This is a genomic window from Pseudomonas zeae (assembly GCF_014268485.2).
GTDB classification, from domain to species: domain Bacteria; phylum Pseudomonadota; class Gammaproteobacteria; order Pseudomonadales; family Pseudomonadaceae; genus Aquipseudomonas; species Aquipseudomonas neuropathica.
Genome location: NZ_CP077090.1, coordinates 5,132,935 through 5,150,813 on the forward strand (window position 1 = coordinate 5,132,935; position 17,879 = coordinate 5,150,813).

The 17,879-nt window shown below is 52.5% G+C and carries 15 protein-coding genes; 5 read left to right on the forward strand and 10 right to left on the reverse strand.

Annotation, left to right across the window (positions count from 1 at the left end; all coding sequences use genetic code 11):
• Positions 1-6 precede the first annotated feature (6 nt).
• From argR to acs, 7 genes are all read right to left on the reverse strand, one after another.
• Complete coding sequence (gene argR, locus HU754_RS22645; protein WP_176471324.1) at positions 7-999, reverse strand: transcriptional regulator ArgR; 993 nt, start codon at positions 997-999, stop codon at positions 7-9.
• A gap of 262 nt (positions 1,000-1,261) precedes the next feature.
• Entirely contained in the window at positions 1,262-2,026 is a 765-nt protein-coding gene (locus HU754_RS22650; protein WP_007912705.1) for an ABC transporter ATP-binding protein, read from the reverse strand.
• Between the two features lie 27 nt (positions 2,027-2,053).
• Positions 2,054-3,166: a M14 family metallopeptidase gene (locus HU754_RS22655; RefSeq protein ID WP_186625033.1), complete on the reverse strand. Its 1,113-nt coding sequence runs from the start codon at positions 3,164-3,166 to the stop codon at positions 2,054-2,056.
• Between the two features lies 1 nt (position 3,167).
• On the reverse strand, positions 3,168-3,866 hold the full coding sequence (locus HU754_RS22660) for an ABC transporter permease (protein ID WP_007912703.1): 699 nt from the start codon (positions 3,864-3,866) through the stop codon (positions 3,168-3,170).
• The gene (locus tag HU754_RS22665) at positions 3,863-4,552 is read right to left on the reverse strand and encodes an ABC transporter permease (protein ID WP_016773583.1); all 690 of its coding nucleotides are present in this window, start codon (positions 4,550-4,552) and stop codon (positions 3,863-3,865) included. The genes HU754_RS22660 and HU754_RS22665 overlap by 4 nt, the downstream gene beginning before the upstream one ends.
• A 91-nt stretch (positions 4,553-4,643) precedes the next feature.
• The gene (locus HU754_RS22670; protein WP_186625035.1) at positions 4,644-5,417 is read right to left on the reverse strand and encodes an ABC transporter substrate-binding protein; all 774 of its coding nucleotides are present in this window, start codon (positions 5,415-5,417) and stop codon (positions 4,644-4,646) included.
• A 727-nt stretch (positions 5,418-6,144) separates the two neighbouring features.
• Positions 6,145-8,100, reverse strand: coding sequence for an acetate--CoA ligase (acs, locus tag HU754_RS22675; protein ID WP_007912698.1), 1,956 nt, complete (start codon positions 8,098-8,100; stop codon positions 6,145-6,147).
• 451 nt (positions 8,101-8,551) lie between these two features.
• Between acs and HU754_RS22680 the strand changes: the two genes are divergently transcribed.
• From HU754_RS22680 to HU754_RS22690, 3 genes are all read left to right on the forward strand, one after another.
• Positions 8,552-8,812, forward strand: a complete 261-nt coding sequence (locus HU754_RS22680) for a DUF2790 domain-containing protein (protein ID WP_093430405.1) — start codon at positions 8,552-8,554, stop codon at positions 8,810-8,812.
• A gap of 542 nt (positions 8,813-9,354) precedes the next feature.
• Complete coding sequence (locus HU754_RS22685) at positions 9,355-10,605, forward strand: ribonucleotide-diphosphate reductase subunit beta (RefSeq protein ID WP_093430406.1); 1,251 nt, start codon at positions 9,355-9,357, stop codon at positions 10,603-10,605.
• 70 nt (positions 10,606-10,675) lie between these two features.
• Entirely contained in the window at positions 10,676-11,530 is an 855-nt protein-coding gene (locus HU754_RS22690; protein WP_186625037.1) for a DUF2971 domain-containing protein, read from the forward strand.
• A 60-nt stretch (positions 11,531-11,590) separates the two neighbouring features.
• On the opposite strand, the gene HU754_RS22695 is transcribed toward HU754_RS22690, so the two are convergent.
• From HU754_RS22695 to HU754_RS22705, 3 genes are read right to left on the reverse strand one after another with little or no spacing between them, the layout of a single operon-like run.
• Positions 11,591-12,742 (reverse strand): DNA-binding transcriptional response regulator, encoded by a 1,152-nt coding sequence (locus HU754_RS22695; protein WP_186625039.1) that lies wholly within the window; start codon positions 12,740-12,742, stop codon positions 11,591-11,593.
• Complete coding sequence (locus tag HU754_RS22700; protein ID WP_186625046.1) at positions 12,742-14,955, reverse strand: sensor histidine kinase; 2,214 nt, start codon at positions 14,953-14,955, stop codon at positions 12,742-12,744. Before HU754_RS22700 ends, HU754_RS22695 begins: the two co-directional genes overlap by 1 nt.
• A gap of 34 nt (positions 14,956-14,989) precedes the next feature.
• A complete protein-coding gene (locus tag HU754_RS22705; protein ID WP_186625047.1) occupies positions 14,990-15,973 on the reverse strand; it encodes a DNA cytosine methyltransferase in 984 nt (327 codons plus the stop codon).
• A gap of 81 nt (positions 15,974-16,054) precedes the next feature.
• Between HU754_RS22705 and HU754_RS22710 the strand changes: the two genes are divergently transcribed.
• Both HU754_RS22710 and HU754_RS22715 read left to right on the forward strand, forming a co-directional pair.
• Complete coding sequence (locus HU754_RS22710; protein ID WP_186625048.1) at positions 16,055-17,242, forward strand: restriction endonuclease; 1,188 nt, start codon at positions 16,055-16,057, stop codon at positions 17,240-17,242.
• A complete protein-coding gene (locus HU754_RS22715; protein ID WP_186625055.1) occupies positions 17,243-17,662 on the forward strand; it encodes a very short patch repair endonuclease in 420 nt (139 codons plus the stop codon).
• Positions 17,663-17,879: the final 217 nt, after the last annotated feature.

The following is a 17,879-nucleotide window of genomic DNA, read 5'->3' on the forward strand; positions in this document are numbered from 1 at the left end:
CCGCCGTCAGCCACGCTCTGGCGGCACTGACGACAACTCGAACGGGCTGCTGCTGCGCCGCTGGTTGCGATCTTCCCGCGGCGTGGCACCGAAGAAATTGCGATAGGCGCTGGAGAAATGCGGCCCCGAGGAGAAGCCACAGGACAGGCCGATCTGGATGATGGACTTGCTGGTCTGCATCAACATCTGCCGGGCTTTGTTCAGGCGCAGCTCCAGGTAGTACTGGCTCGGCACACGGTTGAGGTATTGCTTGAAGATCCGCTCCAACTGGCGACGGGACACGCACACATGCTGGGCGATTTCGTCGGTGGTCAGCGGTTCTTCGATGTTGGCTTCCATCAGCAACACCGCTTGGGTGAGCTTCGGATGGCTGGAGCCGAGACGGTTTTGCAACGGGATGCGCTGACGCTCGCCGCCCTCGCGAATGCGTTCAACGACCAGTTCTTCCGAAACCGCTCCGGCCAACTCTGCACCGTGATCGCGAGCCAATACCGCCAGCAGCAGATCAAGCACGGACATGCCGCCGCATGCGGTCAGGCGATCGCGATCCCAGTCGAACAGATGACTGGTGGCAATGACTTTAGGGAAACGCTCGGCGAAATCGTCTTGCCAGCGCCAGTGCACGGCAGCACGATAACCGTCGAGCAACCCCAGTTGCGCCAACGGATAGACACCGGCCGACAGACCGCCGATGACCGTACCCGCACGTACCAATTGCTTGAGCGCACTGCTGAGTGCCGGCGCCAATGTGGTCGGCGGTTCGTCAGCGAGCAGGAACAGTTTCTGGAAGTTTTCGAGTTTGCCGGTCCAGGCTTCACCGGGCAATTGCCAGGCGCCTTCGGCCGCCGCTGCGGTCACGGCTTCCGCCTGCAGGAACGACAGCTCGTAAACCACCTCCGGATGCACACGCTGAGCAACACGCAAGGCTTCCTCCGCCAGCGCCAGCGTCAACGCTTTAGTGCTGGGCCAAATCAGGAAACCAATTCGATGGGCAGTCATGGGCGGGCGATCCGAAACGAAGAACAGTGATGAAGGCATGGGCCAATGCTAGCCCGTAAATGAACACAAATCTTGAAACCAACCGAGATCCAGGCAGAGATCTAAATGTGGGAGCGAGCCTGCTCGCGAAAGCGGTAGATCAGTCGACACCCGTGTTGGATGTCACACCGCATTCGCGAGCAGGCTCGCTCCCACAGAGATCGCAGGCCGGCCTTCTGGCTGCGAAGCATGCACTATCACGGTGCACAACGGCAGCCCTGATTTATTTCAAACTGCCCGAGAGGAATTGCTGCAAACGTTCCGATTGCGGATTCACCAGCACTTCGCGCGGGTTGCCGCTTTCTTCAACCACACCTTTGTGCAGGAACACCAACTGGTTCGACACTTCACGGGCAAAGCCCATTTCGTGCGTAACCACGACCATGGTGCGACCTTCCTGAGCCAGTGCTTGCATGACTTTCAGCACGTCGCCCACCAGCTCCGGGTCGAGGGCTGAAGTCGGTTCGTCGAACAGCATCACCTCAGGCTCCATCGCCAGCGCACGGGCGATCGCCACACGCTGCTGCTCGCCACCGGACATGTGCCCCGGGAACGCGTCTTTACGATGGGCCACGCCGACCTTGTTCAGGTAGTACTCGGCTTTCTCGCGGGCTTCGTACTTGGGTACGCCCAGTACGTGCACCGGCGCTTCCATGATGTTTTCAATAGCAGTCATGTGCGACCACAGGTTGAAATGCTGGAACACCATCGACAGGCGCGAACGCATGCGTTGCAGCTGTTTCGGATCAGCGGCTTTCAGCGCGCCGTCCTTGTTCGCCACCAGTTTCAGCTCTTCGTTGTTGAGCAGAATCTTGCCCGCGTGCGGCTGCTCGAGCAGGTTGATGCAGCGCAGGAAAGTACTTTTGCCGGAGCCACTGGAGCCGATGATGCTGATCACATCGCCGGCTGCCGCTTTCAGGGACACGCCCTTGAGCACTTCGTGACTGCCATAGCGTTTATGCAGGTCTTGGACTTCAAGTTTGTACATGCGGTCGGTTCTCACAAAAACAGTCAGTCAGTCGTTGAGCAAGCGCCCGCGACGCAGCGCTTCGCGCCCCGCCACCTTGGCCAGCCAGAAACCGGGTTGGGCATAACGCAGCCGTTCAATGGCAAACAGCACCCCGGAGGTACCAGCACACACCGTGCTGACCCGATCGGACAGAGGATCAATCACTTCAAAAATCTCGTCGCCCGCCTCGACCCACTCGCCGGGCTTGCGCAGAAAACTTACGACGCCCGGATGCGGCGCGAACAGCAACTCGGTGCCTTCGAACGGCATGCCTTCACACGCTTCGTGTGCCGGGTTCGGCCACTCGCCGGTGATCAAACCCTGCTCAGCGAGGAAGGCGAGAATGCCTTCAGCATAGGCGCAGGCTTCGGCGCGACCGGTGTCGGCCTGACCGCCCAGTTCAATCGTGGTCGCCAGACACGCCAGCGGAATCTGCGCATCGGGGAACTGCCGCGACAGACGCAGCCACGGCAGCGAACAAGCTTCATCGAACGAGCTGCCGCCGGAATCTTCCGCGAGCAATCCGACCTTCACATTCAGGTGCGCGGCCAGTGAGCGCCACTGCGGCCAGTGCTGCGGCAACGCGTACATGTGCAGCGCGGCTTCGGCATCGCAGTGCAAGTCCAGCACCACATCAGCGGTGCAAGCATGGCTGAGCAAAACGCGCTGCATGCCTTGCAACTGGCTGCTCGCTTCCGGCAATGCGGCCAAGTGGTCGGCCATCGCCTGACGGATCAGGCGCACATTGGCGTGCGGATCATCACCGAGGCTGTCAGCCAAAGCGGCCGCAACCGGCGCGCTCAGCTCGACGAAATCACGATTGAAGTTCTTGCCACTTCCGGCCTCGAAGCGGCCCTGGTGATTGCCTTGCAGCAATTGCCCGAGACCCAAGGGGTTGGCGACCGGCACCAGTTCGATGACACCGTTGAGCAAGCCTTTGGCTTCGAGTTCGCCGAGGCGCTTTTTCAGCTCCCAAGCGGTGCGCATGCCTGGCAATTCATCAGCGTGCAGGCTGGCCTGAATGTAGGCCTTGCGCTCGCCGCGTCCGAAACGGAACACGGAAATCTTGCGCTCGCTGCCCAAGTGGCTCCACGGCAATACGTGGTCGATGCGTTCCATATCAGTGCTTCCGCGGGGCCAGGTAGCTCAACCAGCGACGCTCGGCCAGTTTGAACAGCTTGACCAGAATGAACGTCAGGCACAGGTAGAACACGCCAGCGGTGATGTACGCCTCGAACGGTAGATAGAACTGCGCGTTGACCGTGCGCGCCGCGCCAGTGATGTCGATCAGGGTGACGATGGAGGCCAGACTGGTGGTCTGCAGCATCATGATCACTTCGTTGCTGTACTGCGGCAGTGCCCGGCGCAAGGCCGACGGCAGCAGAATGCGCTTGTACAGTTTGAAGCGCGACATGCCCATGGCCTTGGCCGCTTCGATCTCACCGTTCGGCGTGGCCTTGAGGCTGCCGGCAATAATCTCGGCGGTGTAGGCGCTGGTGTTGACCGCGAAGGCCAGGCACGCACAGAACGTTGCGCTGGACAGCCACGGCCACAAGAAGCTTTCGCGTACTGCTTCGAACTGCGCCAAACCGTAGTAGATCAGGAACAGTTGCACCAGCATCGGCGTGCCACGGATCACGTAGGTGTAAAGCCACGCGGCGCCGTTGACGACCGGGTTCTTCGAGACGCGCATCAGCCCCAGCGGCAGAGCCGCGAGCAGACCGAAAAACAGCGACAGCGCGAGCAATTTGAGGGTGGTCAGCAAGCCGCCGAGGTACAGCGGCATGGCCTCCCAAATGACGTTGTAGTCGAAGATCATAGATCAGCCGCCCTTACGCCTACCGAGTAGCGCTTCTCAAGGTGACGCAATGCCAGCAACGAGACGCTGGTGATCACCAGGTACATCGCCGCCACTGCGAGGAAGAAGGTGAAAGGCTCGCGGGTGGCATCTGCCGCCTGCTTGGCCTTGAACATCATGTCTTGCAGACCGACCACGGAAATCAGCGCGGTCGCCTTGGTGAGTACCAGCCAGTTGTTGGTGAAGCCCGGAATCGCCAGGCGAATCATCTGCGGCACCATCACCCGGAAGAACACCTGAAAACTGCTCATGCCGTACGCCATGCCCGCTTCAGCCTGACCTTTCGGAATGGCCATGAACGCGCCGCGGAAGGTTTCCGACAGGTACGCACCGAAGATGAAACCGAGGGTGCCGATACCGGCGGCCAGCGGATTCAGGTCGATGTAATCGTCATAGCCGAGCATCGGTGCGACGCGGTTGAGCAAGTCCTGACCGCCGTAAAAGATCAGCAGGATCAGCACCAGATCAGGAATCCCGCGGATCACCGTGGAATACAGATCGCCCAGCCACGCCAGCCAGCGCACCGGCGACAGGCGTAACGCGACACCGATCAGCCCGAGAACGATGGCCAGAGCCATGGACGACAAGGCGAGCTGAAGCGTCAGCCATGCGCCATCGAGGATGACAGCCCCGTAGCCTTTCAACATGATTCAGGTCCTCGAAAGTTGGGATGAAAAAATGGCGCAAACCGCAGAGATCCTGTTGCTTGCGCCATTTCGGACTTGTCGCAGAGACGTGTTACTTGCCGTAGATATCGAAGGCGAAGTACTTGTCCTGGATTGCTTTGTATTTGCCGCTTTCGCGGATGGCCGCGATGGCCGCGTTGATCTTGTCTTTCAGGGCATCGCCCTTACGGACTGCGATGCCTACGCCGTCGCCGAAGTATTTGACGTCGGTGAACGCTGGACCGGCGAACGCAAAGCCTTTGCCGGCGTCGGTGTTGAGGAAGCCGTCTTGCAACAGGGTGGCGTCAGCCACGGTGCCGTCGAGGCGACCGGCGGCCACGTCGAGGTAGATTTCGTTCTGCGAACCGTACGGCTTGATCTCGGCACCCAGCGGAGCCAGGACTTCGCGGGCGAAACGCTCGTGGATCGAACCACGCTGTACGCCGATGTTCTTGCCCTTCAACTCAGCCAGACCTTCGCTGACCTGAGTACCGGCCTTCATGACCAGACGTGCCGGAGTGTTGTAGTACTTGTTGGTGAAGTCGACCGACTTCTTGCGGTCTTCAGTGATCGACATGGACGACAGAATCGCGTCGATCTTGCGCACTTTCAGTGCCGGGATCAGACCGTCGAACTCTTGCTCGACCCACACACACTTGACCTGCATCTGCTCGCACAGAGCGTTGCCGATGTCGTAGTCGAAACCGACGATGCTGCCGTCCGGCGCTTTCGAAGCGAACGGAGGGTAAGCCGCTTCGATACCGATCTTCAGAGGTTTTTCGTCAGCGAAGGCGTTCATCGACAGCACGGACAGTGCCAGGGCGCCAAGCAGCACAAGTTTCTTCATCTTGGGACTCCATCGGTAAAGGGCAAAAACGGCAGAGTGAGCGACAGCCCAATATGCGAATGGGTGAATCGGGAAATCGGTTGCTGCATCGGTGGGAAATTTCCCATTGAAACCGTCGGAGATTTCAACGTCAGCCACGATGAGCGAGTGATCGGCATTCTAACGACAGGCCCGAAGCCGATATTTCTTCAATGCGACAACTAATTACAGATGCACAGAGAAAGCGACTTGAGCACATTGACAGCCTTGCAATTTCATGCAAGAGCGAAAGACAGTGAACCGATCTATGCTGCAAATTGCGGGCCTATTATTCGCAAACCCTTCTAATCCGGCAAGCGCAGCGTTGTGTCTTATTTTTCACCGGGGGTTTCGAGGCTCTAAAACGGGGCAATGCGTTTCCCTTTGCCCCGTCGCGGGGCGGGCGGTTACACATTCGGTTACGAGGAAGGTGTTGGGTAACAGTGGGAAATGTCTTACGGGGGAGATCGATAATTATTGGCTGGGTGAGTCCGCGTTCCGACAGCGGACTACCCCAGCGCCTGACAGATTGCTATCGCGAGCAGGCTCACTCCTACAGTTGATCGCATTTCTTCAGGTGGAATGCGCCCCCTGTAGGAGCGAGCCTGCTCGCGAAGAGGCCCGCCCAGCCACCACAATCCCCCCAGACACAAAAAAGCCCCGCCCGGCAAACACCGGACGGGGCCTTTCAATGCATCAAACCGAATGCTTAAGCAACATTCATCGTCTTGTGCGTATCAATCAAATGCTGCACCACACCCGGATCCGCCAGGGTCGAGATATCCCCCAACCCGTCATATTCCGCCGTCGCAATCTTGCGCAGAATGCGGCGCATGATCTTGCCCGAACGCGTCTTCGGCAACCCCGGTGCCCACTGGATCACGTCCGGCGAAGCAATCGGCCCGATCTCCTTGCGCACCCAGTTCTTCAATTCCAGACGCAGCTGCTCAGTCGGCTCTTCGCCATTCTTCAACGTGACATAGACATAAATGCCCTGCCCCTTGATGTCATGCGGCACACCCACAACAGCCGCCTCGGCAACTTTCGGATGCGCAACCATCGCGCTCTCGATCTCCGCCGTGCCCATGCGGTGGCCGGAGACGTTGAGCACGTCATCGACACGTCCGGTGATCCAGTAGTAGCCATCGGCATCACGACGCGCGCCGTCACCGGTGAAGTACATGCCACGGAAGGTCTTGAAGTAGGTATCGACGAAACGATCGTGATCGCCATACAGCGTACGTGCCTGACCTGGCCACGAATCGAGAATCACCAGATTGCCTTCGGCCTCGCCCTCGATGATGTTACCGAGGTTGTCGACCAGCGCCGGCACCACACCAAAGAACGGACGTGCTGCCGAACCCGGCTTCAGCGCGTGGGCACCCGGCAACGGGCTCATCATGTTGCCGCCCGTTTCGGTCTGCCACCAGGTATCGACGATCGGGCAACGCGACTTGCCGACATTCTTGTAGTACCAATCCCAGGCTTCCGGGTTGATCGGCTCGCCGACCGAACCGAGCAGGCGCAGGCTGCTGCCATCCGCACCTTCAACGGCGGCCTGACCCGAAGCCATCATCGCGCGAATCGCGGTTGGTGCGGTGTAGAGGATATTGACCTTGTGCTTGTCGACGATCTTCGCCACCCGGGTGATGTCCGGGTAGTTCGGCACGCCTTCGAACAGCAGTGTGGTCGCGCCATTGGCCAGCGGGCCGTAGACGATGTAGCTGTGGCCGGTGACCCAGCCGACGTCGGCGGTGCACCAGTAGACTTCGCCCGGACGGTAGTCGAACACGCGCTCGTGGGTCATCGCCGCATACAGCAGATAACCGCCAGTGGTGTGCTGCACGCCCTTCGGTTTGCCGGTCGAACCGGAGGTATAAAGGATGAACAGCGCTTCTTCGGCACCCATCTCTTTCGGCGCGCAGACGGTGCCCGCCACTTTCATCAGGTCTTCGTACCAGATGTCGCGATGCTGGTTCCACTTGATGTCGCCACCGGTGCGCTTGCACACGATGACTTTCTGGATGCTGCTGGTTTCCGGGTTGGTCAGCGCATCGTCGACGTTGGCCTTGAGGGAAATCTTCTTGCCGGCGCGGATACCTTCGTCAGCGGTGATCACCACTTTCGATTTGCAGTCGATGATGCGACCGGCCAGGGCTTCCGGCGAGAATCCACCGAACACCACCGAGTGAATCGCGCCGATCCGGGTGCAGGCCAGCATGGCGACCACGGCTTCGGGAATCATCGGCATATAAATGGTCACCACGTCGCCGCGGTGCACGTCCTGACCACGCAGGGCGTTGGCGAGCTTGCAGACTTGCTCGTGCAGTTCGCGGTAGGTGATGTTGCGGCTCTCGGAAGGATCGTCGCCTTCCCAGATGATCGCGACTTGATCGCCGCGCTCGGCCAGATGACGGTCGAGGCAGTTGTAGGAAACGTTCAGGGTGCCGTCGGCGAACCACTTGATGTCGACATGGTGATCGTCGAACGACGTCTGTTTCACCGTGGTGAAAGGCTTGATCCAGTCGAGACGCTTGGCTTGCTCGCGCCAGAAGCCGTCAGGGTTGACGACCGACTGCTGGTACATGGCTTTGTAGGTCGCCTCGTCAGTCAGCGTGTTAGCCAGAACCTCGGGACGAACGGGATACAGAGAAGCCGCACTCATCTTTCCTACCTCGGTGTAATAGTTGTTTTTGTATGACCCTGTTGTAACGGGGCGGGGGCCATAGAACCATTCGACGATGGTAGTAACAAGCCCATACAAAACATCCAGATACCCCGCACGCAGATCTCCCCCCCCCCAATCCCCTGTGGGAGCTTGCCTGCAAGCGAATCAGACAACTCGGTCCCCCAGACAAAACACCCGGTTATCAATCCCCATCTCAAGGGATTGTTACCAAATCCGCCAAAGGTGTTTATCAAAACCCGCTCTGTTTACCCCCGCCCCATCTCCCTAAAATTCACCTCGCCGACAAGGCAAACGCGATTAACAACGTTACAGCCCCCACGAAGGCCGTTAATCCAGCTCTCAAGTAATAACTGCAAACGATGAAGTTCCACACGCAACCCTAAAAAGGTTGCGTGACCCCACTCGACCTCAAAAAGGTAAATCTGAAATGAAAGCTTTATTGGTTCTGGCCCTCAGCAGTCTGTGCGCAACCGCCATGGCAGATGAGGTCCCGACTGATGTCGCACAGCAACAACCGGTTGTTGAGGAATACACTTACTCGACTCACCTGGACATCGCCAAAGTTGTTTCCATGAGCGAAGTTCCGAATGTCTGCGAAGTGGTTCCAGCCAAAATGGAATACGACGACTCCAAAGGTCAGCGTCACATCCTGCGCTACAGCATCATGGGCAACGGCTGCACCAATTGATGATTCGAGACTGCACCGAATTGGATCTCTCAGCGCTTCATTGAGGGTCAATTCCAGCCCGACTTCGGTCGGGCTCAGTTGTGTTTGAAACCGTCAAAAATGCTTGCAAAACACTAGATGTAGTAAAAATCGGCTTTTTTTGTTCGTTTTTTGAGCAAATTCACAATGGCGAGATTTTTACGAAAAAAAATCTATCCCCGGCAAAGCCCTGTAAACCCTCACTCTCATCGAATATCCGCCCTCCTCGACCGCTCCATGCGCGGATTCGCCTCAGCACAGCCGTGTTTTTTTCCCTATAATGCCGCCCCATACGGGTCAGCAATATTCCCTTACAGGGAGCAAAAGCCATTCTGAAGCCCCGCAGCAGCGTTCAACGCTGATTGCGCCCATCAGAGGCTCTCGGAACCCGTCAAAATTTCTGTTTATTTGCCTGCGTGCATCGCTGCAAAAAACGACATCCAACGCGGTCTGTACGACCGTGTGAAAAACCAACCAATCAGGTTTCACACGGGCACAGGCCCTCACGCAGGAGACGACACGTCATGCTGAGCTGGGACGAATTCGACAAAGAAGACAGTGAAGTAGCAGCAGTGAAAGGCGCCAACGCCGGCCACGCTAGCGAAGCCAACATGGACCGCCTGGACAACGCCGGCGGCGCCGCCGCGCTGGAAGCCCGCGCCGTGACCGCCGACGACTCGGCCGCTGTCGCCCGCGCCAAGGCTGCACTGAACTCCCTCGACGTTGCCGAAGGCCTCGCCGAACTCGAAGGCGCCTCCGCCCGTGTCGCCGTTGACGAAAAGCGCATGATCAACTGCCGCGCCGACCTCAACCAACTCGTGCCATTCAAGTACGACTGGGCCTGGCAGAAGTACCTGGACGGTTGCGCAAACCACTGGATGCCGCAAGAAGTCAACATGACCGCCGACATCGCCCTCTGGAAAAACCCGGAAGGCCTGACCGACGACGAGCGTCGCATCGTCATGCGCAACCTCGGCTTCTTCTCCACCGCCGACTCCCTGGTTGCCAACAACCTGGTACTGGCCGTGTACCGCCTGATCACCAACCCGGAATGCCGCCAGTACATCCTGCGCCAGGCTTTCGAAGAGGCGATCCACACCCACGCCTACCAGTACTGCATCGAATCGTTGGCCATGGATGAAGGCGAAATCTTCAACATGTACCACGAGATCCCATCGGTCGCGAAAAAAGCCACCTGGGGCCTGAAATACACCCGTTCGATCTCCGATCCGAAGTTCGAAACCGGCACCGTCGAAACCGACAAAGAGTTGCTGCGCAACCTGATCGCCTACTACTGCGTTCTGGAAGGCATCTTCTTCTACTGCGGCTTCACCCAGATCCTCTCCATGGGCCGCCGCAACAAAATGACCGGCGTCGCCGAGCAGTTCCAATACATCCTGCGCGACGAATCCATGCACCTGAACTTCGGCATCGACGTGATCAACCAGATCAAAATCGAAAACCCGCACCTGTGGGATGCCGAAATGAAGGAAGAAGCGACCCAGATGATTCTGCAGGGTACGCAGCTGGAGATCGAATACGCACGTGACACCATGCCTCGCGGGGTGTTGGGTATGAATGCGGCGATGATGGAGGATTATCTGAAGTTCATCGCTAACCGTCGTTTGTCGCAGATTGGTTTGAAAGAGGAATATCCAGGGACGACTAACCCGTTCCCTTGGATGAGCGAGATTATGGACTTGAAGAAAGAGAAGAATTTCTTTGAGACTCGTGTGATCGAATACCAAACTGGTGGCGCGTTGAGCTGGGATTGATTAGAGCCCTCCAAAAAACCCTGAGAAATCGGGGTTTTTTTTGGATATTATTTATTATCAAGGAAGAAAAATGCTAGGTTACAAGTATCGCGCAATAAATCAATACTCATTAGAGACCCTTCAGAACAATACAGTTTATTTCTCCCCATATACAGACTTCAATGATCCATTTGAGTTCTCAACCCCATTCCCTAATCTTCCGATCATGTACAGCAGAGCATCAACGGAACTGGACATACTACACAAAAAAGGTATTTTAAAAACCCCCATATACTTGCATCTAAAAAATATATGCGAAGATATAATAAAAGATGGAGATCCAAAACTAGATAGCATTCATTATAAAATCAGAGAAAAGCTAAAAACCGTCGGAATTTATAGCTTGAGCAGCGTAAATGACGAAATACTTATGTGGAGCCATTATGCAGACAACCATAAAGGATTCTGTATAGGCTTCGACACTTTACACAAAAACACAACACCACAAACAAAGTCGTTCCCAGTAAATTACAGAAACACCTTTTCCGATCTTAACGACCCCGATATAGTCATAAAATTCTACACAGACATTTTCAGTAAATACAGACATCTACCCCCCAGAGCGTGGCAGGCAAAAAGTGACAAGCTAGCCACCATTCTAAAAAAGGAAGATGATCTAAGGGGAGGGATATCCGTTTTAACAGACAAATACCACAAATGGTCTTATGAACAGGAGTTTAGATTGGTAGATGAGAAAACTTACGGAGTGAAAAAATTCAAACCAAAATGCCTAAAGTCAATTACATTTGGGTTAAGAACTAGCGAAGAGGACAAGCTCAAAATAATTGAAATCTGTAAGAGAACAGATAAAAAACACGTTATTTTTTTTCAGGCAGAAAAATCTAGACATTCTTTCGAACTAGAAATAGTCGAAATCAAAGCATGATAAACAGAATTCCCTAAAGAGAAAGGGAAACTAAAAAGTCTCCCTATACATCCCACCACTCTACGCACGCACGTTCTGCATCGCGAGAATTATGTCACCCGCAATAGATTCAAAGTTAAGATCAGGCATCCCAAATCGACCATAATACCGTGCAAACTTAGCTTGAACACCCTCAGCAAATGGCGTATCCAAAGTTGCAATCTTAGTAAAAGATTCGCCCTTTAAAAAGTCTTCCATCGGAATTTGCGATAGAAACTGAAAATCTGCAACAAGATGTGGGAGAAATGATGTACCCGGAAGATATTTATATCTATCTGGCTGTCCTCCAGCAATCTTTCTATTATCGCCGATCAAGCCAGTTAACTCCTTCCTTTTACCGCTACCAACTACCTGCTGCTCAGAAATCGCATCTCGGATACTCTCAAACTCAGAAAACTCTTCTATTCTACTACATTTAACCAGCAAAACGACGTCAGCCTTTCCTTGCTCTAAATCGCAGGCCGGATTTATGACAAGGTAAATAATTCCACTTTCATTAGCACTATACAAGTCACCCAAACTTACACGGGTACTCAGCGCGGGCCAGATATAATACTCAACAGGATGAACTTTTGAACCACCGATATATTCTGGATTAAAAAATTTTCGAATTGAAGACGCACTCAATGAGTTGGACAATCGACGAGCTAGTAGATAGGCCACTTCTCCTTCTTCCTTGAGCTCATCGGCGCTACTCCAATGTTCTTCAACATGCCCCCAAAGATACTTTCTTTGCTCGTCCTGAATATAGCGAATCAATTCAGGCAGCTTAGTCTCAAAAGTTTCTCTGACAACTCGACTCAGTTCACCTGCTGCCCCCTTCCTAACCACCTTAACGAAATGGCTTTGAAGGTGCATTATTTTTTCTGCATATCCAGTATTAAAAACAACAGGAATAAATTGCTTATCCTTGAGATAACCTAAAACCCTTTCACCGCTAAGCCGATCGTCATCGCCTTTATTATTTAGATCAGCACCTTCATCTTGAAGATCTAAAATAACCAAGTCAAAGTTTCCAGTTTCGACGTACCGCCTTGCATCTAAAAAATTATCTACAGTCGTACACTTGATTACATCCTCACCTAAAAATCCAGGTTCCTCTAACTCTTCAACTAAAAGCTCTAATATCTCTCGATCATCATCAAAAACCAAAAAATCCCATACCCTAGCCATCACACTCTCCTTTTCAATGTGACTCTAAAGGCAGCACCGCCCAATGGATTTGAATCCATCAGTTCAAAACTACCGCCGTAGTAGTCCGTTACGATATCACCAACGATGGAGAGGCCCAATCCGATCCCATCATTTTTTGTAGTGAAATAAGGCTCAAAAATCAGCTCATGGTTTTCCGTAGGAATTCCTGGCCCACTATCAGCCACAATAAGTTCGACTGCATTGTCAGAGTTCCGCCTAACTGTAACAGCAATTATTCTTTGGCCTTCTGGCACTAACTTTAACCAATAAAGACTATTTTGAAAGAGATTTACAATAATCTCTTGAAATTCAGACGGATCGACACTAACAAGAGTTTGTGAATCAGGAGAGGAGAACTCAACATTGTTTTTTTCGAACTCTTCAGCCAATATTTCATAAGAGTCTTTTATTAGCCTTTCTAAATACAGCTGCGAAGGACGCCCTCTTCTCCGTCCACCAAAAGGCTCAATCCGACGGAACACACCATCTAGAACATCCCCTTGCGCTAAAATCTTAGTAAACCGCTCGATAAGCTTTGTAAAACTGGAGCTGGAGTTTCCTTCATCTCTCATACGCGTGACGCTATTCAAGCCTAATTGCGCATACCCAACTATCTTGGCTAGCGGATGACGCCCCTGATGCAGCAGCCGATCAATTAGCTGCCCAAGTGTAGCCAGTCCGTGATACCTAGCAACAACAAGTTTTATCTCTTCAATTTTGCGTAAATAATCTTTTTCTACTTTCTCGACGATATTCAAAGCAACTTTATCTGAAGGATGTTTTTCAGACAAATGGCTTTTAATACCTTCAAAATCTAAAGAATCGAATAGTCCCGGACGGCTTTTATCATCCTTCTTATCTTTCTTTTCATCTCCTTTTTTATACTGACGACGATGAACTTCTAATCTAGAGAGAATAGTGATCATTATCTCCCTTAAATCAAAGTACGCTTGATTCTCTCGCAACCCTTCACGATTTGACTGATCTTTCAGCTCTGGATTGCGATCCGCAGTTATCTGCACGTAACCAAAAATCTGATTATTGGATATTCTAAGTGACGGATTCTGAATACGCCGCAAGTCTAAACGAAGCCAATCGTTATTAGGTTCACCGTAAGGTAAAACCCTAAAACCGTCCCGGTAAATGTTCACACCTGCGAATGCATCGAGATCTTTTCGAACGTTAGAGATCGAGCTTTTAATCATTTGAACTATGTTTCCAAGATCATCACGATCCCAAACTCTAAGTTCAATATCCAAAGCTCCACAAGCCGGACTGCGGAAGTTCGCCTCATCACTTTCAGAGTTTGGTTCTAGAAACTCCCAGCGCCCATCATCGTTAACAGGAACAATACGTCCCTTTACTTTAACCGTACTGCCACTTGCTAGAACGGCATAAGTCAGATCCACTTGACCGTTTTCAGAAATACTTCCAGAAACTGTATAGTGAGGATATTTTACCGCCTGAGGAGGCTCGATGCTTTTAGAAAATTTCTCATACGGTGGGGGGGCTGATATTTTGATGTCAAAACCATCCACCGCAGAAAAGGGCGAAACTAAACGAGAAAGGCCCCTCTGTAATGCAAGAAAGCTCATTTCCTCCCAGGAATTTCTCAGACCAATCATGCATAGCGCAGTACCATGCGCTGTATCTTCAGATTCAAAGAAATCACTAGGAACGTCTTTATTGAGAGGAGTAATTTCTGTCGGAGCACGCTGGAGTGTTTCAATCTTTATCTGATCAAGGTACTTTTCTTCATCATCAAATTGGCTCCAATCAAAAAATGCATAGGACTCAACATCCTCACCTTTTTTCCGGCTTACCAGCGCTAATGAGACTGCTAAACGCGATGCGGCAAATCTCCCTACGCCTTTTTCTCCTAAAACGCGACGACTACCATCGAGACTATTTTTATTCTTTTTTTTCGAAGGAGTTGCAGGCTCCATCCAGGCTCCACGGACGGTATCGAGCCCCATTCCCATCCCATTATCTATGACAGTTATTCCGCCAGCCCCTGCCAACAACTCATTCTCAAACCTAATTAAAACATTTTTTGCACCGGCATCATAAGCGTTTTTGACGAGTTCAATAACGGCGACCGTATCGCTACTAATTAGCTCTTCACCCAGCGTCTTCATTATTCTAGCCCGAGGCCGAAAAGCTGAAGGCCCGTTTTCGTTATTATCTTCCATAGACACCTCGAAAACTTAAGATCTCACAGAAACATTACGCCGCTTTACTTACACTTCGCTTTGAAGATCTATCGACAATAGCCTTAACAATCTCTTCCATAACAGGAGAACATACCGCATTCCCCATCAGCTTTACTTTATCTCGCCTAGTAACTTCAGGAAAGATGTAATTATCGGGAAACCCCATCGCACGCCTAAGTTCATCTGGCTGCAGCATTCTCATCATGTGCCCACTAGGTGTAGGCATGACAAACGCAAACCTGTCGACCGTAGTTATAGTTCGCAGTGGATCATCCATTCTCTGCCAACCACCTGAACCGTCTGTGCCGTAATAGACAATTAGAAACGCCTTATCCCCCCCCAATTCTGCAATCGCTCGTTCCGCACGTGCGAGCGTATCCTTAGCTCGCCGAGGCGAACGTAGCGGGGTCATTTTATACTTCCCAGTTCGGTCCAAAATATCCCAAACATTTTTATATTGCGTATTACTTGGAATAATAACATCTGGAAGTTCTTTACGATCAGCAATCATGAACAATCGTCGTCGCCGTTGAGCAACCCCAAACTTCGACGCATCGATTACTTGTTCTCGAACCTTGTAATTTAATTTTTCTAGTTCATTTAACAACTCGTCATAACGCGACCAAGGTTTCATATGAACCACATTTTCCAGAGTTATCCAACGAGGCTTCATTACTTTCGCATAGCGGATAACTTGAAACGCAGTGTCCTTACTATCCTCAGAACGAGGTTTAGCACCACGTGCGCACGTATGATGAGTACATTCTGGTGACGAGATGAGTAGATCAATAGGCCCAGTCTCTTTCAATATTTTCCTGGGGCTAAGCTTCCGCAGATCCCCCTGATAGACCTGAGCCTCTGGGAAATTGAGCCGGAATGAATCAACAGCTGGCCCCCAAAGATCCACGCCACCAACGATAGTCGCGCCCCCCTCTCGGGCTCCTAAACTGGCACCTCCTGCCCCGCAGAACATGTCAAACGCGCGAATCTGATCCATTTCAAAGCCTTTAAATTAATCTTCTAGCCAGGTTACCAGGTTCCCGGCACCATTCAACACTGATGGCACTAGGACACCACCATGACAGACAACCTGGTTTACTCTGTTGACGAGCTGTCAAGCTCAGATTTGATGATTGACGCCCGCTACGCCGGTAGCCGCAATGGCAATTCCAGCGACGATCCGCTGACGAAGCTACTGAACCTTAGCAATCAAGGTGGCTTCAGGATCCGAGGAAAACGAAATGACCCACGCCTCATAGCCCTGTTATCGAGCATGGAGGATCTTGATTGGCCTGACGAATTGGATCTCTCTACGGGTGTGTTCACCTACTACGGCGATAACAAGAAGCCCGGGCGTAAATTGGACGAAACCTATCGCTATGGCAACAATCTTTTAGAGCTAATTTTCGAGCGGCAACACTCAGGCGACAGGGCAGATATCCCACCCATTTTCGTTTTCACTAAAGCAGGGATCTATCGAGATGTGATTTTTAGGGGGCTTGCCGTGCCGGGTCGGATCGGAAGCACTCACAACGATGATTTGGTAGCTGTCTGGCATGCCAGCAAAGGTCAGCGCTTTCAGAACTACAGGGCGACTTTCACAATTCTTGACTTGCCAGAGATTTCACGGGATTGGCTGACGGACATCATCAATGGCATGCGAGCAAGCGATAGCGAACACGCACCGCTTGAGTGGATGAAATGGGTTCGCTCCGGGCAATACACTCCTCTGATTGCCAAACGATCTCAGCCTATCCGCTCAAAAAAGGAACAGCTGCCATCTTCGAAAGAAGACATGAAAATGCTTTCGATCCTACACAAGCACTTCGAGTCAGATCCGTATGCATTTGAGGCATGCGCAGCACATCTGGTGAGGGTTTGTTTGCCTGATACGGTTGAACTCGATCTGACAAGGCGGTATCGCGATGGTGGTCGAGATGGTACGGGAAAACTAAGAATTGGAAGGCCAGAAACGTCAGTTCTAGTAGATTTTGCAATCGAAGCTAAATGCTACGGGATTACTAACTCGGTAGGCGTTCGTGAAGTATCCAGGTTGATTTCTCGCCTACGGCACCGACAATTTGGCGTGATCATCACCACCTCCTGGCTTCATGACCAAGCCTACAAGGAGATAGTAGAAGACGGTCATCCTGTGATGATCCTTGCAGGGAGAGACATTGTTGAGCTTCTTCGCGAAACTGGACTACAGGACAGCAACGCACTGACGGCTTGGTTGAACATGAGCTTCCCCTTGAACGAGGTGTAAATGAGTGCAGACATAGTCCCCCCCGAGCATCGCTCCAGGATCATGTCCAAAATCCGGGGGAAGAACACTAAGCCAGAAATGGTCGTGCGTTCACTATGTCACCAGATGGGGCTCCGATTCCGCCTGCACAGAAAAGACCTGCCGGGAACACCTGATCTGGTGTTCCCGAAATATCGCCTATGTATGTTCGTTCACGGCTGTTTTTGGCACCGCCATCCCGAGTGTAAATATGCATATATGCCAAAAAGCAGGGTCGATTTTTGGCAAACCAAATTTACGAAAAATGTTGAAAGGGATCTCAATGCCCAACAGGCTCTGATCGATCTGGGATGGCGGGTGGTAACGATCTGGGAGTGCCACACAAAAAACAGAGATCTCCTACGCGTTGAAATCCAAAAGGCATTCAACATTGAAGCCTAAGGACTACATGCCTCTTCACCTCAAAATAGTTGGCGTTTTTGAAGGCTTGACCATGCAGCGCTGAGCCCCTAGGCTCACAACTCGGCGCCTAAGAAACGCCTTAAACCAGAGCGGTTCTCCGCACCCGACAGTCATGCGGCTTTTTTTCGTCTGCGGTTTCTCTACGTCTGCGAAAAATCCCGTTATGTCGGGAGTGGGCGAATACAAGACCCGAAAG

Excerpts from the sequence above, each read along its gene's own strand:
- argR (WP_176471324.1), bottom strand. The coding sequence starts at position 999 with ATGACTGCCCATCGAATTGGTTTCCTGATTTGGCCCAGCACTAAAGCG.
- HU754_RS22650 (WP_007912705.1), bottom strand. The coding sequence starts at position 2,026 with ATGTACAAACTTGAAGTCCAAGACCTGCATAAACGCTATGGCAGTCAC.
- HU754_RS22655 (WP_186625033.1), bottom strand. The coding sequence starts at position 3,166 with ATGGAACGCATCGACCACGTATTGCCGTGGAGCCACTTGGGCAGCGAG.
- HU754_RS22660 (WP_007912703.1), bottom strand. The coding sequence starts at position 3,866 with ATGATCTTCGACTACAACGTCATTTGGGAGGCCATGCCGCTGTACCTC.
- HU754_RS22665 (WP_016773583.1), bottom strand. The coding sequence starts at position 4,552 with ATGTTGAAAGGCTACGGGGCTGTCATCCTCGATGGCGCATGGCTGACG.
- HU754_RS22670 (WP_186625035.1), bottom strand. The coding sequence starts at position 5,417 with ATGAAGAAACTTGTGCTGCTTGGCGCCCTGGCACTGTCCGTGCTGTCG.
- acs (WP_007912698.1), bottom strand. The coding sequence starts at position 8,100 with ATGAGTGCGGCTTCTCTGTATCCCGTTCGTCCCGAGGTTCTGGCTAAC.
- HU754_RS22680 (WP_093430405.1), top strand. The coding sequence starts at position 8,552 with ATGAAAGCTTTATTGGTTCTGGCCCTCAGCAGTCTGTGCGCAACCGCC.
- HU754_RS22685 (WP_093430406.1), top strand. The coding sequence starts at position 9,355 with ATGCTGAGCTGGGACGAATTCGACAAAGAAGACAGTGAAGTAGCAGCA.
- HU754_RS22690 (WP_186625037.1), top strand. The coding sequence starts at position 10,676 with ATGCTAGGTTACAAGTATCGCGCAATAAATCAATACTCATTAGAGACC.
- HU754_RS22695 (WP_186625039.1), bottom strand. The coding sequence starts at position 12,742 with ATGGCTAGGGTATGGGATTTTTTGGTTTTTGATGATGATCGAGAGATA.
- HU754_RS22700 (WP_186625046.1), bottom strand. The coding sequence starts at position 14,955 with ATGGAAGATAATAACGAAAACGGGCCTTCAGCTTTTCGGCCTCGGGCT.
- HU754_RS22705 (WP_186625047.1), bottom strand. The coding sequence starts at position 15,973 with ATGGATCAGATTCGCGCGTTTGACATGTTCTGCGGGGCAGGAGGTGCC.
- HU754_RS22710 (WP_186625048.1), top strand. The coding sequence starts at position 16,055 with ATGACAGACAACCTGGTTTACTCTGTTGACGAGCTGTCAAGCTCAGAT.
- HU754_RS22715 (WP_186625055.1), top strand. The coding sequence starts at position 17,243 with ATGAGTGCAGACATAGTCCCCCCCGAGCATCGCTCCAGGATCATGTCC.